This is a genomic window from Streptacidiphilus sp. MAP12-16 (assembly GCF_041262165.1).
Lineage (GTDB): Bacteria > Actinomycetota > Actinomycetes > Streptomycetales > Streptomycetaceae > Streptacidiphilus.
Map to the genome: position 1 here is coordinate 1 of NZ_JBGCBY010000012.1, position 13,816 is coordinate 13,816.

Sequence of the window (13,816 nt, forward strand, 5' to 3'; positions counted from 1 at the left end):
ACCCCGAGGGGGTCCCGTTTCACGTGCTGCACGCTCCCCGGGGGGCGACCCCCGGACCCCCGGTGGGAAACCCCGAGGGGGTCCCGTTTCACGTGCTGCACGCTCCCCGGGGGGCGACCCCCGGACCCCCGGTGGGAAACCCCGAGGGGGTCCCGTTTCACGTGAAACGGGACCCCCTCGGGTGTGCGGAACACACCCGCAGGGTGTCACCTCGGCTCAGCGCCAAGCGTTCAGCGCTCGACCTCGCCGCGGATGAACTTCTCGACGTTGTCGCGGGCCTCGTCGTCGAAGAACTGCACCGGCGGGGACTTCATCAGGTAGGAGGACGCGGAGAGGATCGGTCCACCGATACCGCGGTCCTTGGCGATCTTCGCCGCCCGCACCGCGTCGATGATGACGCCGGCGGAGTTCGGGGAGTCCCAGACCTCGAGCTTGTACTCCAGGTTCAGCGGGACGTCGCCGAAGGCACGACCCTCGAGGCGCACATACGCCCACTTGCGGTCGTCCAGCCAGGCGACGTAGTCCGAGGGGCCGATGTGGACGTTCTTGGCGCCCAGGTCGCGGTCGACGATCTGGGAGGTGACGGCCTGGGTCTTGGAGATCTTCTTGGACTCCAGCCGGTCACGCTCGAGCATGTTCTTGAAGTCCATGTTGCCGCCGACGTTCAGCTGCATGGTGCGCTCCAGCAGGACACCACGGTCCTCGAAGAGCTTCGCCATCACGCGGTGCGTGATCGTCGCGCCGACCTGGGACTTGATGTCGTCACCGATGATCGGCACGCCGGCCTCGGTGAACTTGTCCGCCCACTCCTTGGTGCCGGCGATGAACACCGGGAGGGCGTTGACGAAGGCGACCTTGGCATCGATGGCGCACTGGGCGTAGAACCTGGCCGCGTCCTCGGAGCCGACCGGCAGGTAGCAGACCAGAACGTCGATCTTGCGGTCCTTCAGAACCTGGACGACGTCGACCGGCTCCTCGGAGGACTGCTCGATGGTCTCCAGGTAGTACTTGCCCAGACCGTCGAGGGTCGGGCCGCGCTGGACCATGACGCCGGTCGGCGGCACGTCGCAGATCTTGATGGTGTTGTTCTCGCTGGCGCCGATGGCGTGCGCGAGGTCCTGGCCGACCTTCTTGGCGTCGACGTCGAACGCGGCGTGGAACTCCACGTCGCGGACGTGATACTCACCGAACTGCACGTGCATGAGACCGGGCACGCGGCTGTTCGGGTCGGCGTCCTTGTAGTACTCGACGCCCTGGACAAGCGAGGCGGCACAGTTGCCCACACCCACGATGGCTACGCGAACCGAACTCATTCCGGCTGCTCCCTGTTGTGATCGTGAGGGCCGCGTGGTGAACGCGACTCCTCAGCTGGTTGCTTCAGCGGACGGTCCGGACCGGTGCGGCGTGGTCCGTCCTTGGATACGTCCTTGCGGAACGTCAATGCGTTTGCTGGGCAGTCCCCCTGCCGCCCGCGTGCGTGATCCGCGCCTGCTGTTGGAGCCGGCGGGGTCGCGCGAGGGTCAGCGCTCCGAGGAGGAGCGCCCCGGGCGGTGGGGTGGCTGTGCGGTGATGTCCGCGGGCCGGTCCCTGCCGTCCGAAGTCTGTGAGGTGGGAGTGAGGATGGGGCCGGAGCCTGAGCCGGGTGGTTCGCCCGGCGGCCCGGCGTCTCTGGCTCCTGCGTCGGAGCTGCGTCCGGTGCGATTGGCGCGCTCGGTCTCGATCAGCTCGTTGAGCCAACGGACCTCGCGCTCCACTGACTCCAGGCCGTGGCGCTGGAGTTCGAGGGTGTAACCGTCGAGCCGTTCCCGGGTGCGTGCCAGCGAGGTGCGCATGCGTTCCATCCGCTCCTCGAGCCTGCTGCGGCGCCCTTCCAGGACGCGCATCCGCACCGCCCGGTCGGTCTGGCCGAAGAAGGCGAAGTGCACCCCGAAGTGCTCGTCCTCCCAGGCGTCCGGGCCGGAGTCGGCGAGCAACTCCTCGAAGCGCTGCTTGCCCTCGGGAGTGAGCCGGTAGACGATCTTGGATCGCTTGCCGTTGAGCGCCGTGGCCGGAATGTACTCGGTGTCGGGATTGTCCTCGACCAGGAAACCCTGGGCGACCAGCCCCTTGAGGCAGGGGTAGAGCGTCCCGTAGGAGAAGGCACGGAAGGAACCAAGCAACACGTTGAGGCGTTTACGCAGTTCGTAGCCGTGCATGGGGGCGTCGTGGAGCAGGCCGAGGACGGCGAACTCAAGGATGCCGGAGCGTCTGCTCATGCTGTGCCGCCTCCTCTCGCTGCCGTCGCTATGCCGTCTCGATGTATCGAGTCGATACATCGAGACGATATGCCGCAAGCGGCTCACTAGCAAGGGGCGACTCGGTGAACGTGATCACAACCGGTTCCAGAGCCTGCCTTTCGTAAGTATCTGCGGGCAGTATGTCCGGATTGGTAGGTGACGCCCGGTTGGCTACCTACTACTGCTGCGTACTCTGTCGCCTATGCAGAATGCCGGGAACCGATGTGGCGCCTGGGACGTCCTCGTCCACGGTGCAGTGCGGCCTCTCCGGCCGGTGCCCCGGGGGACTCGCGCACAGGCCGAAAGACCTGTCGCGGATCGGAAGTGGACCACCGCCTTCAGGCCTAGCGGCCTGTCCGAGGAGCAGCTGGAAGCATGAGCGAACATCGGCGCAAGCAGTCGAACCCGGGAGGAACGTCCCCCGATCGTGGTGCGGGGCAGCCGCCGCCGCGCCCCCAGGGCGGTCCGCCGCCGCGCCGTACCGCGCGTCCGCAGGGACAGAACCAGACCACGGCGCAGCCCAGGATGACCCGCGCCGAGATGCGCAAGGCCGCCCAGTCCAAGGGCCGCCGTGGCGCCGGTGCCGCCAACGGTATGGAGGGCGGTCCGCCCGGCGGCGGTCGGGGCGGCAAGGGGCCGGCCGGGCCGAGCGGACCCCCGCCGAAGCGTTTCATCGACTACCCGCGCTGGGGCAAGGGCGGCGTCCGGCGCTGGTTGCCGTCGTTCAAGCAGATCCTGAGCGGCTGCCTGATGATGTTCGCCGCGGTCGTGGGTCTCGTCGGCTACGCGTACGCGACGACCACGGTGCCGCCGGTCAACCCCAGTACCCAGCAGCAGAACAACATCTTCTACTGGGCCGACGGCAAGACGATCATGGCGACGACCGGCACCGTGAACCGGCAGAACGTGCACCTCACGGATGTGCCAGTGGCGGTCCAGGAGGACTTCCAGGCAGCCGAGGACGAGACTTTCCGGACCAACTCGGGCGTCGACCCGATGAGCATCCTGCGCGCCGTGCGGAACATGGTGACGGGTGGCGCGGTGCAGTCGGGGTCGACCATCACCCAGCAGTGGGTGAAGAACAGCATCCTGGCGAACAGCAGCCAGACCGCGACCCGTAAGTTCAGCGAGATCATGATCTCGGTGAAGATCGGCCAGGGCTACTACACCAAGGACCAGGTCCTCGAGGGGTACCTCAACAGCAACTACTACGGGCGCGGCGCCAACGGCATCGAGGCCGCGGCGGAGGCCTACTACGGGGTCCATGCCCAGCAGTTGACCGTCTCCGAGGGCGCCTTCATCGCAGCGACCGTCAACCAGCCCAGCTTCTACCAGCAGATCGACACCGATCCCAATGTGAAGCCCCAGGCGATCGCCCGCTGGACCTACGTGCTCAACCGGATGGTCCACAACAACTGGATGACCGCGGCCGACCGGGCTCAGTACACCCCCGACAAGTTCCCCATGCCCATTGTGTGGAACCAGAACGCGTCGCTGAACGGTCAGGTCGGCTACCTCGTCGAGACCGCCCAGAACTACGTCGAGAGCCACACCAATCCCAAGGTGACGGACGCGGAGTTCGCCAAGGGGGGCTTCCGGGTCTACACGACCTTCGACAAGAAGAAGATCGCCGACATGTCCGCGGCCGTGGACAAGATGCAGAAGGATCACCTCGATCCCAAGAAGCGTCCCAAGACGGACACCTTCATCCAGACCGGTGCGGCCTCCATCGACCCGTCGACCGGGGCGGTGGTCGCGCTCTACGGTGGCCCGGGCATGGACAAGGGCCACTTCGTCAACAACGCCAACACCTCCGGCGTGCCGGTGGGATCGACCTTCAAGCCGATCGTGATGGCCGCCGCGCTGCAGAACGGCGCGATACTCACCCCAGGCGCCCAGTCCTCGCCGATCACGCCGGACAGCAAGTTCAACGGCGACAACGGGATCACCATCAAGAACCAGCAGGGCAATCTGCTGACGGACGCGGCGGATCCCACCGGGATCCTGCACCAGCAGAACGACGACAACACCAAGCGGGGCTTCATCACCCTGCGCACCGCGATGGACGACTCCGTCAACACGCCCTACGTGCAGTTGGGTGAGGACGTCGGTTACTCCAACGTCGAGAAGATGGCCACCGACCTGGGCCTCGACCACACGATCCTCACGCACGACACGGCCGGCTTCTACATCGGCACGTCCACTCCGAGTGCGATCCGGATGGCGAACGTCTATGCCACTTTCGCCAGCGGCGGCATCTACCACGACCCCTACTCGGTCGCCAAGCTCGACTACAGCGGAGCCGATCAACAGCCGGTGCTGAGCAAGCCGCTGATGAAGCCGGTCATGACCCCCTCGACCGCGAACACGATCAACAGCATGCTGCAGGACGTCATCAAGAACGGCACCGCAACTCCCGCGCAGGTGATCAACCGTCCCGCGGCCGGCAAGACCGGTACCACCGACGAGTACAAGTCCGCGTGGTTCATCGGATACACGCCGCAGCTCGCGACCGCGGTCACCATGTTCCGGGAGGACCCGGCCCACCCGACGCTGGTCAGCATGTCCGGCGCCGGTGGCTACCCCAAGTTCTTCGGTCGCGCGCTTCCGCTCCAGGTGTGGGTGAACTACATGTCCCAGGCCCTGAACGGACTGCCGGCCACGAGCTTCCCGCCCGCCCCCACCCTGGGGACCGGCTCCAACGAGTCGGGCGCACCGTCGCCCTCCGCGTCGGCCAGCGCGAGCGCAAGCAGCTCGGCGTCGGCGTCGCGGTCCGCGGCACCGTCGACGAGTCCGTCGGCGCCGCCGTCCAACAGTCCTTCGACCTCTCCCTCGGCGACGGACACCTGCCTCCTGTTCGCCTGCATCACGCCGAGCAGCTCGCCCACCGACACCGGCTCGGCATCGCCGAGCTCCAGTCGCACCAAGCGCGCAACCCCGACGTGGACCCCCTGATCCGACGTTCCTGAACCGACGATCGCCCGGCCCCGGTGCAACGCACCGGGGCCGGCGTCATGTGCGGCGCACAGCCGGCGCCGGCCCGGCGTCCGGCCCGCAGCCGGCCCGAAGCGGACAGTTAGCCCGTTCCGGGCGCTGGGTCCGGTCGAACTGCCGGGTGCCCGGTCCAGGAAAGGGAACGTGCGGCAGGATGTCCGGCATGACGTCGAGCGAGCGTGACGAGGCAGCGGCGCCCGAGCCGGACCGTACTCCCGGGGAGGGCACCCTGACGCTGCCCACGCCGCCGCCCGAGGACACCGTCGTCGTCCCCGCCGACGAGGACCCGGTCGCCGCCGCGAGCAGCGAGCTGCTAGGCGGTGCGCCCGGACGCCGCGCGCTGCTGGGGGTCAGCTGGTGGACGGCCGCCCGCGTGCTGGCCGTGTGCACGATCGTGGTCTTCGCCCTCGGCATGGTGCAGAAGATCCCCTGCTACAACAGCGGTTGGTTCTACGGCGCCACCGCGCAGTACGACCACGCTTGCTACAGCGACATCCCGCACCTCTTCACCCTGCGCGGCTTCTCCATCGGGAACGTCCCCTACCTGGACAAGCTCCCCGGCGCGACCGACCCGCACATGCAGTACCTGGAGTACCCGGTCGTCACCGGCCTGTTCATGTGGGTCGCGGGCTGGCTGACGCCGTCGAGCGGTGGCGACGTCCACCGCGAGCAGGCGTTCTGGCTGATCAACTCCGGCATGCTGATGGTGTGTGCGGTGGTGGCCGTGATCGCGCTGATGCGCACGCACCGCCGCCGCCCCTGGGACGCGCTGCTGTTCGCGCTGGCGCCGGTGCTCGCCCTGGACTCCACCATCAACTGGGACCTGCTGGCCGTCGCCCTCACCGCCGTGGGAATGGCCTGCTGGGCCAACCGCCGCGCCCCCTGGGCGGGCGCCTTCCTCGGCCTGGCCGTCGCCGCGAAGCTCTACCCGGTGTTCCTGCTCGGCCCGCTGCTGCTGCTCTGCTGGCGCGCCGGGCGGATGCGCGAGTTCGGCCAGGCCCTGGCCGGCGCGATCGTCGCCTGGCTGGTCGTGGACCTGCCGTTCATGCTGCTGAACTTCAGCGGATGGGCGACGTTCTACTCGTTCAGCCAGACGCGGGGGATCGACTACGGGTCGTTCTGGCTCATCCTCTCCCAGAACGGCCTGATCAACCTGTCGGTCTCGACGGTCAACACGGTGATCGCGCTGCTGCTCGCCGTGTGCTGCCTGGGCATCGCCTGGCTGGCCCTCGCCGCGCAGCGCCGCCCACGGCTCGCCCAGCTTGCCTTCCTGGTCGTCGCCGCGTTCGTCCTCACCAACAAGGTCTACTCGCCCCAGTACGTGCTGTGGCTGACCCCACTGGCCGCACTCGCCCGACCGCGCTGGCGGGACTTCCTGGTGTGGCAGAGCTGCGAGGTCATCTACTTCCTGGCGATCTGGTACAACTTCGCCTACACCTCCAGCACCAACCAGAAGGGGCTGCCCACGGACTGGTACCACGCGGCGATCGCCGTCCACATTCTGGGGACGCTCTACCTGTGTGTAATCGTCATCCGCGACGTGCTGCTGCCGGAGTTCGACGTGGTGCGCTGGGACGGAAGTGATGATCCGTCAGGAGGCGTATTGGACATGGCAGATGACGCTTTCGTCATCGGTGGAAAGTCCTACGACTCGCCCATGTACGCGGACGTGACGCCCAGTTGAGCCCTGTGGACAAGTGCCGCCGGGCCTGTGGATAACCCGCTGTCCACCGGCCCGCTCCACTGGGCCCCAACTCGACTCGAACGGACTTGAGTTGGGCGGGCGCGCGGCTGAGTCGACGGGCCGTCAGGTCCGAACTTCTGCGTGCGTGCGGGCCTGTCGGTCAGCCCCGGTCGGCGATGCGGTCGAACAGCGTGGTGGTGTGACGGAGCGTCGCCTTCAGCTCCTCGCCCACCTGCGGGGGCTGGACCTCGCCGGGGAGCCAGAGCAGGGAGACCTGCATGTGCGGGGGTTCGGCAAAGGCGACCTTCGCGCCGTTCCAGCTGAACGGCGAGGCGGTGCGGTTGAGGGTCGCCAGGCCGGCCCGGGCGAGGTTCTTGGCGCGGGGGGTGAGGCCGGTGAGGTACTTGGGGGCCTCCAGGCCCACACCGTGGGCCGTGCCGCCCGCCACCACGAGAAGGTGGCCGTCGCCCGCCGCGCGGTGCTGGCGGTAGCCGTAGCGCTCGCCCTTGGCCAGCGGGTGCGCCTCCATCACGGTGCCGCGGCACTCGATCACCCCGTGGTCGCCGAGCCACAGCTGCGTGCCGATCCGGGGCCGGAAGTGGATGTCCGGGTAGCGCTGCGAGAGCTCGGCGACCTCCGGTGCCCTCAGGTGGCTGACGAACATCCGCCGCACCGGCAGGCCGGCGGCGCGGAGCTGATCGACCCACTGCGCGGTCTCCCCGAGCGGGTCGACGCCCTCCGGCCGGTCCATGGGCAGGTGGACGGCGAAGCCCTCGACCCGGACGTCGTCGATGGCCATGCGCAGCTTGGGCAGGTCCTCGGGGGAGACCCCGTGCCGGCGCATGCTGGTCATGCACTCGATGATCACGCGTCCGCCGACCAGTCCCCGGACGCCCTCGATGGTGCCGACGGTGCGGATGACGCGCTGCGGCAGCGGCACCGTGTCCTCGCGGATGCGGTACGGGGTGAGGACGATCAGGTCGCGGCCGAAGTAGTCCTTCAGCTCGGCCGCCTCGTACGGGGTGCCGACGGCGAGGACGTCCGCGCCGAGGCGGGTGGCCTCCTCGGCGAGGCGGACGTTGCGGAATCCGTAGCCGTTGCCCTTGGCGACCGGGACCAGGCCGGGGAAGGACTCCACGACGGAGCGCTGGTGGGCACGCCAGCGGGGGGTGTCCACGTACAGGGTGAGCGCCATGAGGTGGGAGTGCCTTCCGTACCGGTTCGGGCGGGGACTGACTCGGCGGTGCGACGGGGTGTCAGCGCCGATTCATGTACATGTCGAGGGCCTTGTGCAGCAGCTTGTTGAGCGGGAAGTCCCACTCGCCCAGGTACTCGGCGGCCTGCCCGCCCGTGCCGACCTTGAAGCGGATGAGGCCGAACAGGTGATCGCTCTCGTCGAGGGTGTCGCTGATGCCGCGCAGGTCGTAGACGGTGGCGCCGAGCGCATAGGCGTCGCGCAGCATCCGCCACTGGATGGCGTTGTTGGGCTGCACCTCGCGCTTGTGGACGGTGGAGGCTCCGTAGGAGTACCACACGTGCTCGCCGACCGTGATCATGGTTGTTCCGGCCAGCGCGTCGCCCTCGTGGTAGGCGAGGTAGAGGCGCATCCGCTGCGGGTCCTCGTCGGTGAGGGCCTTCCACTGGCGCTGGAAGTAGGACAGCGGGCGCGGGATGAAGTGGTCGCGCTCCGCGGTCTCCAGGTAGAGCTGATGGAACACCGGCAGGTCGTCGTAGCCGCCCTGGACGATCTCGACCCCGGCCTTCTCGGCCTTCTTGATGTTGCGGCGCCAGAGCTGGTTGAAGCCCTTGAGCACGTCGTCGAGGGAACGGTTGGCCAGCGGCACCTGGTAGACGTACCGGGGCTGGACGTCGCCGAAGCCGGCGCCGCCGTCCTCGCCCTGCTGCCAGCCCATGCGGCGGAGCCGGTCGGCGGTGTCGATGGCGCGGGGCTCGTACCAGTCGGCCTCGACGTCGCGCAGACGCTTGGCCTCCTTGCCGGCGATGGCGTTCTTGATGGTCTCGGCCTGCCAGCGGCGGATTATCACCGGCGGGCCCATCTTCACGGTGAAGGCGCCCTGCGACTTGAGGTGGTCAAGCATCGGCTGCAGCCAGCGGTCGAGGCTGGGGTCGAACCAGTCGATGACCGGGCCCTCGGGGAGGTAGGCGAGGTAGCGCTTGACCTTGGGGATCTGCCGGTACAGCACGAGGCCCGCGCCGACGACGGCTCCGCGGTCGTCGAACCAGCCGATGCTCTCGGAGCGCCACTCAGCCTTGACGTCGCCCCAGGAGGGCACCTGCATGTGGCTTGCGGAGGGCAGGCTCCTGATGAAGGCCAGGTGCTCCTCCCGGCTGATGGTCCTCAGGCGCAGGCTCATGGTGGGGGTGCTCCTCGGGCTTCAGTTCGCGTCAGCGCGAAGCCTACTGCCCAGGTGGAGCACCCCCATAGGGAAGCTGGCCGGTGGATGTCCGGAAAGGGGTTCGGCAGGGGGCCTCAGGGGCGTCAGTAAGTGATCAGGCCACCGAAGAGCCCACCGTGGGCCAGGCCGATGCCGAAGCCGACCGCGCAGGCGCCGCCCGCGATGATCAGGACGAACCGCTCGGCGGTGGTGGCGGAGATGTACTGGCCCCAGCCGGCGGTGAAGATGCCGACCAGGCCGGTCCACGACGCGAGCAGGTGCAGCCCGCGGAACATGCAGGTCGAGATGGCGATGGCGCCCAGGACCACGGTGATGGCGGCCAGGGTGTCCTGGAGCGGATGGGCCTTCCCGTCGCTGTTGCGCTGGATGACGGAGGACAGCGGCGTCTTGTGATGGGCCGCTGTCTGAGCCCCGGGCTGTGCCTCGGAGGGACCGATCGATTGGGCCATGTAACCCGCCTCCTTGGGGAGGTGTCGGCGCACGCGGGCCGCTCACGGCGGTCGCGCGTGGCGCGGGTGGGCCGTCGGCCGGGTGGTGGCCGTGCGGCCACGGGCTGCCGGTGGCGCACTGTAGTGCACCCCGTACCCGATGTGTACAGATTGCGGCGATTGGGGGGTGGATTACAAGACCCCATTCGGGTGCCTGTAGGCTGGACCGTCTGCACCGGTGTGGCGCGGCTTGTTTGCCGCGACCTGTGCGCTGATCCTGATGGGTCCCGTCGGTTTCCGAGGGGCTTCCCGCCCAGTGTCGTAGCGGTTCTCCGCTCGTTGTCAGTGCCGACCACTACTGTTGCGACGCGTTCAAAAACCCTCCTGCCACGGAAAGACCGTGGCCGCTGAGTCCAGAGGAGGTGGGTTCCACATGCGTCATTACGAGGTCATGGTGATCCTCGACCCTGAGGTCGAGGAGCGCGCTGTCTCCCCCCTGATCGAGAACTTCCTCAATGTCGTCCGCACCGGCGGCGGCAATGTGGAGAAGGTCGACACCTGGGGCCGTCGTCGTCTGTCGTACGAGATCAACAAGAAGTCCGAGGGCATCTACTCGGTGATCGACCTCAAGGCTGAGCCTGCGGTCGTCAAGGAGCTCGACCGGCAGCTCAACCTGAGCGAGCAGGTCCTCCGCACCAAGGTGCTCCGCCCGGACACCCACTGAGGCATCCCCAAGCGCCTGCTCCTTGAGGCGCTGCACTGCTCGGCCGTCCGTACGGCCGCTGCGGTGAGCACTGCTTGAACGGAACCGCTCCCACCGAGAGGTCGAACACCACCATGGCAGGCGAGACCGTCATCACCCTCGTCGGCAACCTCGTCGACGACCCCGAGCTGCGTTTCACGCCGTCGGGTGCGGCCGTCGCGAAGTTCCGCATCGCGTCAACCCCCCGCACCTTCGACCGTCAGACGAACGAGTGGAAGGACGGCGAGAGCCTCTTCCTCACGTGCAACGTCTGGCGTCAGCCGGCTGAGAACTGCGCAGAGTCGTTGCAGCGCGGTATGCGCGTCATCGTCCAGGGTCGTCTGCGTCAGCGCACGTACGAGACCAAAGAGGGCGAGAAGCGGACCGTCTTCGAGGTCGAGGTCGACGAGGTCGGCCCGTCGCTGCGCTCCGCCACCGCGAAGGTCACCAAGGCCCAGCGGTCCGGCGGTCAGGGCGGCCCGGGCGGCGGCTTCGGCGGCAACGGCGGCGGTGGCTTCGGCGGCGGCGGCCAGCAGGGCGGCTCCGGCGGCGGCTGGGGCGGAAGCTCCGGCGGTGGCCAGTCCGCTCCGTCCGACGACCCCTGGGCGTCCAGCGCCCCGGCGAGCGGCGGACAGCAGGGCGGCTCCGGCGGCGGCTGGGGTGCCCCGGCCGGCGGTGGCGGCTTCTCGGAAGAGCCCCCGTTCTAGGCAGTGTGCTGGGCCGACCCCTCCGGGGCGAGGCCCGCTCAGACTTGATCCCGTGCGACCCGGTTGCTGCGTGAGCAACGGCCGGATCGTGAACACCAGTTGGAGTACATGATGGCGAAGCCGCCTGTACGCAAGCCTAAGAAGAAGGTTTGCGTGTTCTGCAAGGACAAGATCACCTACGTCGACTACAAGGACACGAACTTGCTCCGCAAGTTCATCTCCGACCGTGGGAAGATCCGCGCTCGCCGGGTCACCGGCAACTGCACCCAGCACCAGCGCGACGTGGCCACGGCTGTGAAGAACAGCCGCGAGGTCGCTCTGCTGCCCTACACCTCGACCGCTCGCTGAATAGGAGGGTGACCGAACCATGAAGATCATCCTCACGAACGAGGTCTCCGGCCTCGGTACCGCCGGCGACATCGTCGAGGTCAAGGACGGTTACGCCCGCAACTACCTGGTCCCGCGTGGCTTCGCCATCCGCTGGACCAAGGGCGGGCAGAAGGATGTGGACGCGATCCGTCGCGCCCGCAAGATCCACGAGATCCAGACCCTGGAGCAGGCCAACGAGGTCAAGGCCAAGCTTGAGGCCGTCTCCGTGAAGCTCGCCGTGCGTGCGGGCGACGCGGGTCGTCTCTTCGGCTCCGTGACCCCGAGCGACGTCGTCGCGGCCATCCAGGCCGTGGACGGACCGCTGGTCGACAAGCGCCGGGTCGAGATCGGCTCGCCGATCAAGACCACCGGTGCCCACCAGGTCACTGTCAAGCTGCACTCCGACGTGGTCGCCAAGATCAACGTCAACGTCGTCGCTGCCTGACGCGCTCTGAGGTGAGGCCGGACCCCTGCAGGGGTCCGGCCTTTCCGCGTGCTCAGGGGCGGATCTCATTCGAGGGAGCCCGGCGATGACCATCCAGGTCACCAAGGCGGGACTACCGGGGTTGCCCCCGGACCGCCTCAGGCCCGTACCGCGCCGGTGACCAGCCAGGCCCCGGTCCGGGCGCGCAGGCCGAGGAAGAGCAGCCGGACGACCATGCACAGCGCGATCGCTCCCCAGAGGGCGACCAGGCTGCCGCTGCCGATGGTGAGAGCGACGGGCGCGTAGGCGGCGAGAGTGGCGAGCATGGCCCAGGCCAGATACGGACCGTCGCCCGCGCCCATCAGCACGCCGTCCAGGACGAAGACCACGCCGCAGACGGGCTGGGTGGCGGCGGCGATGACCAGGACGGCGTCGAGCTGGTGCTGGACGGCGGGGTCGGCGGTGAACAGCGGGAGGTACAGCGGACGGGCGAGCAGCAGGAGCGCGCCCAGGACGATGCCGGTGCCGATCCCCCACTCGACCATGCGCCGGGTCGCGGCGCGGGCGCCCATGGCGTCGCTCGCGCCCAGGCAGCGGCCGATGATGGCCTGCCCGGCGATGGCGATGGCGTCCAGGGCGAAGGCCAGGAAGGTCCACAGGGACATGACGACCTGCTGGGACGCCATGGCGGTGTTGCCCAGCCGGGCCGCGACGGCGGTGGCGATGAGCAGGACCGCGCGCAGGCTGAGGGTGCGGACGAGCAGCGGCGCCCCGGCGGTGGCGCAGGCACGGATGCCGGCCAGGTCAGGGCTCAGGCTCGCGCCGGTACGGCGGGCGCCGCGGACGACGACGGTGAGGTAGGCGGCGGCCATGCCCCACTGGGCGAGGACGGTGCCCAGGGCCGAACCGGCGATGCCGAGGCCCGCACCGTAGACGAGGCCGATGTTCATGAGCAGGTTGGCGCCGAATCCGGCGACGGCCACGACCAGCGGGGTGCGGGTGTCCTGGAGGCCGCGCAGGACGCCGGTGGCGGCGAGGACGATCAGCATGGCGGGGATGCCGAGCGCGCTGATCCGCAAGTAGTCGACGGCGTAGGGGGTGGCGGTGGGCGACGCGCCGAAGAGGTGCACCAGCCCCGGCGCCAGGGTGGTCGCGGCGGCGACGACGGGTACGGAGAGGATCGAGGCGAGCCAGATGCCGTCGATGCCCTGCTGGACGGCCGCGCGCCGGTCACCCGAACCGACCCTGCGCGCCACGGCGGCGGTCGTCGCATAGGCGAGGAAGACGAAGACGTTGACGAGAGTGGCGAGGAGGGCGGCGGCGACGCCGAGTCCGGCGAGCTGGGCCGTGCCGAGGTGTCCGACGATCGCGGAGTCGGCCATCAGGAAGAGCGGTTCGGCGATGAGGGCGCCGAAGGCGGGCAGGGCGAGGGCGAGGATCTCCCGGTCGTTCCTGGTGCGGCGGCCGGGAGCGGGAGGCGCGTCCAGGCGGCGGGGAGAGGTCGGTCGCATGGTCCTACCGTAGTCATCCACAGGTAATGACTGCAACGGCATACTGCCTATTACTGGCAAGCGCTCCGTGTAGCTGGGCGTACACCCCTTGTTGTGATCTTTGCTCCATGTGGGAAGTTTTTCCCGTGCACAGGGAGTGGATGGCATCACTGCAGGTCAGCGTGTTGACGCCGGGAAGATCGTCAGGTTATCCACAGCTTGTCCCCCGCGCCGTGCACAGCTTGGGGCCAGTTCTCCACAGCCCACGGCCCGTCATCCACATGG

At 68.6% G+C, this 13,816-nt stretch carries 12 protein-coding genes; 6 read left to right on the top strand and 6 right to left on the bottom strand.

Translation table 11 applies throughout. From position 1 onward, the window contains the following. Positions 1-230 precede the first annotated feature (230 nt). Together ABIA33_RS17535 and ABIA33_RS17540 are read right to left on the bottom strand one after the other, a co-directional pair. The gene (locus ABIA33_RS17535) at positions 231-1,313 is read right to left on the bottom strand and encodes an inositol-3-phosphate synthase (protein ID WP_370082521.1); all 1,083 of its coding nucleotides are present in this window, start codon (positions 1,311-1,313) and stop codon (positions 231-233) included. A gap of 207 nt (positions 1,314-1,520) precedes the next feature. After that, entirely contained in the window at positions 1,521-2,255 is a 735-nt protein-coding gene (locus ABIA33_RS17540) for a helix-turn-helix transcriptional regulator (RefSeq protein WP_370082523.1), read from the bottom strand. A 396-nt stretch (positions 2,256-2,651) separates the two neighbouring features. On the opposite strand from ABIA33_RS17540, the gene ABIA33_RS17545 reads away from it, so the two are divergent. Next, the gene (locus tag ABIA33_RS17545) at positions 2,652-5,231 is read left to right on the top strand and encodes a transglycosylase domain-containing protein (protein ID WP_370082525.1); all 2,580 of its coding nucleotides are present in this window, start codon (positions 2,652-2,654) and stop codon (positions 5,229-5,231) included. A gap of 202 nt (positions 5,232-5,433) precedes the next feature. Further along, positions 5,434-6,954, top strand: a complete 1,521-nt coding sequence (locus tag ABIA33_RS17550; RefSeq protein WP_370082527.1) for a glycosyltransferase family 87 protein — start codon at positions 5,434-5,436, stop codon at positions 6,952-6,954. Positions 6,955-7,114: 160 nt separating this feature from the next. On the opposite strand, the gene ABIA33_RS17555 is transcribed toward ABIA33_RS17550, so the two are convergent. From ABIA33_RS17555 to ABIA33_RS17565, 3 genes are all read right to left on the bottom strand, one after another. Continuing rightward, positions 7,115-8,149 carry an alanine racemase gene (locus ABIA33_RS17555; protein WP_370082529.1) on the bottom strand — a complete coding sequence of 345 codons (1,035 nt, stop codon included), beginning with the start codon at positions 8,147-8,149 and terminating at the stop codon, positions 7,115-7,117. A 61-nt stretch (positions 8,150-8,210) separates the two neighbouring features. Continuing rightward, a complete protein-coding gene (locus tag ABIA33_RS17560; protein WP_370082531.1) occupies positions 8,211-9,329 on the bottom strand; it encodes a lipid II:glycine glycyltransferase FemX in 1,119 nt (372 codons plus the stop codon). Positions 9,330-9,454: 125 nt separating this feature from the next. Then, positions 9,455-9,820 carry a hypothetical protein gene (locus tag ABIA33_RS17565; protein WP_370082533.1) on the bottom strand — a complete coding sequence of 122 codons (366 nt, stop codon included), beginning with the start codon at positions 9,818-9,820 and terminating at the stop codon, positions 9,455-9,457. Positions 9,821-10,232: 412 nt separating this feature from the next. Between ABIA33_RS17565 and rpsF the strand changes: the two genes are divergently transcribed. From rpsF to rplI, 4 genes are all read left to right on the top strand, one after another. Beyond that, the gene (gene rpsF / locus ABIA33_RS17570; protein ID WP_123498332.1) at positions 10,233-10,523 is read left to right on the top strand and encodes a 30S ribosomal protein S6; all 291 of its coding nucleotides are present in this window, start codon (positions 10,233-10,235) and stop codon (positions 10,521-10,523) included. Positions 10,524-10,636: 113 nt separating this feature from the next. After that, entirely contained in the window at positions 10,637-11,248 is a 612-nt protein-coding gene (locus ABIA33_RS17575; protein WP_370082535.1) for a single-stranded DNA-binding protein, read from the top strand. Between the two features lie 111 nt (positions 11,249-11,359). Continuing rightward, positions 11,360-11,596 carry a 30S ribosomal protein S18 gene (gene rpsR, locus ABIA33_RS17580; protein ID WP_030254746.1) on the top strand — a complete coding sequence of 79 codons (237 nt, stop codon included), beginning with the start codon at positions 11,360-11,362 and terminating at the stop codon, positions 11,594-11,596. Between the two features lie 19 nt (positions 11,597-11,615). Next, a complete protein-coding gene (gene rplI / locus ABIA33_RS17585) occupies positions 11,616-12,062 on the top strand; it encodes a 50S ribosomal protein L9 (protein ID WP_370082537.1) in 447 nt (148 codons plus the stop codon). A 137-nt stretch (positions 12,063-12,199) separates the two neighbouring features. On the opposite strand, the gene ABIA33_RS17590 is transcribed toward rplI, so the two are convergent. Further along, complete coding sequence (locus ABIA33_RS17590) at positions 12,200-13,552, bottom strand: MATE family efflux transporter (protein ID WP_370082539.1); 1,353 nt, start codon at positions 13,550-13,552, stop codon at positions 12,200-12,202. Between the last annotated feature and the right edge of the window lie 264 nt (positions 13,553-13,816).

Coding starts and splice junctions, on each gene's coding strand:
- ABIA33_RS17535 (WP_370082521.1), bottom strand. CDS start 1,313: ATGAGTTCGGTTCGCGTAGCCATCGTGGGTGTGGGCAACTGTGCCGCC.
- ABIA33_RS17540 (WP_370082523.1), bottom strand. CDS start 2,255: ATGAGCAGACGCTCCGGCATCCTTGAGTTCGCCGTCCTCGGCCTGCTC.
- ABIA33_RS17545 (WP_370082525.1), top strand. CDS start 2,652: ATGAGCGAACATCGGCGCAAGCAGTCGAACCCGGGAGGAACGTCCCCC.
- ABIA33_RS17550 (WP_370082527.1), top strand. CDS start 5,434: ATGACGTCGAGCGAGCGTGACGAGGCAGCGGCGCCCGAGCCGGACCGT.
- ABIA33_RS17555 (WP_370082529.1), bottom strand. CDS start 8,149: ATGGCGCTCACCCTGTACGTGGACACCCCCCGCTGGCGTGCCCACCAG.
- ABIA33_RS17560 (WP_370082531.1), bottom strand. CDS start 9,329: ATGAGCCTGCGCCTGAGGACCATCAGCCGGGAGGAGCACCTGGCCTTC.
- ABIA33_RS17565 (WP_370082533.1), bottom strand. CDS start 9,820: ATGGCCCAATCGATCGGTCCCTCCGAGGCACAGCCCGGGGCTCAGACA.
- rpsF (WP_123498332.1), top strand. CDS start 10,233: ATGCGTCATTACGAGGTCATGGTGATCCTCGACCCTGAGGTCGAGGAG.
- ABIA33_RS17575 (WP_370082535.1), top strand. CDS start 10,637: ATGGCAGGCGAGACCGTCATCACCCTCGTCGGCAACCTCGTCGACGAC.
- rpsR (WP_030254746.1), top strand. CDS start 11,360: ATGGCGAAGCCGCCTGTACGCAAGCCTAAGAAGAAGGTTTGCGTGTTC.
- rplI (WP_370082537.1), top strand. CDS start 11,616: ATGAAGATCATCCTCACGAACGAGGTCTCCGGCCTCGGTACCGCCGGC.
- ABIA33_RS17590 (WP_370082539.1), bottom strand. CDS start 13,552: ATGCGACCGACCTCTCCCCGCCGCCTGGACGCGCCTCCCGCTCCCGGC.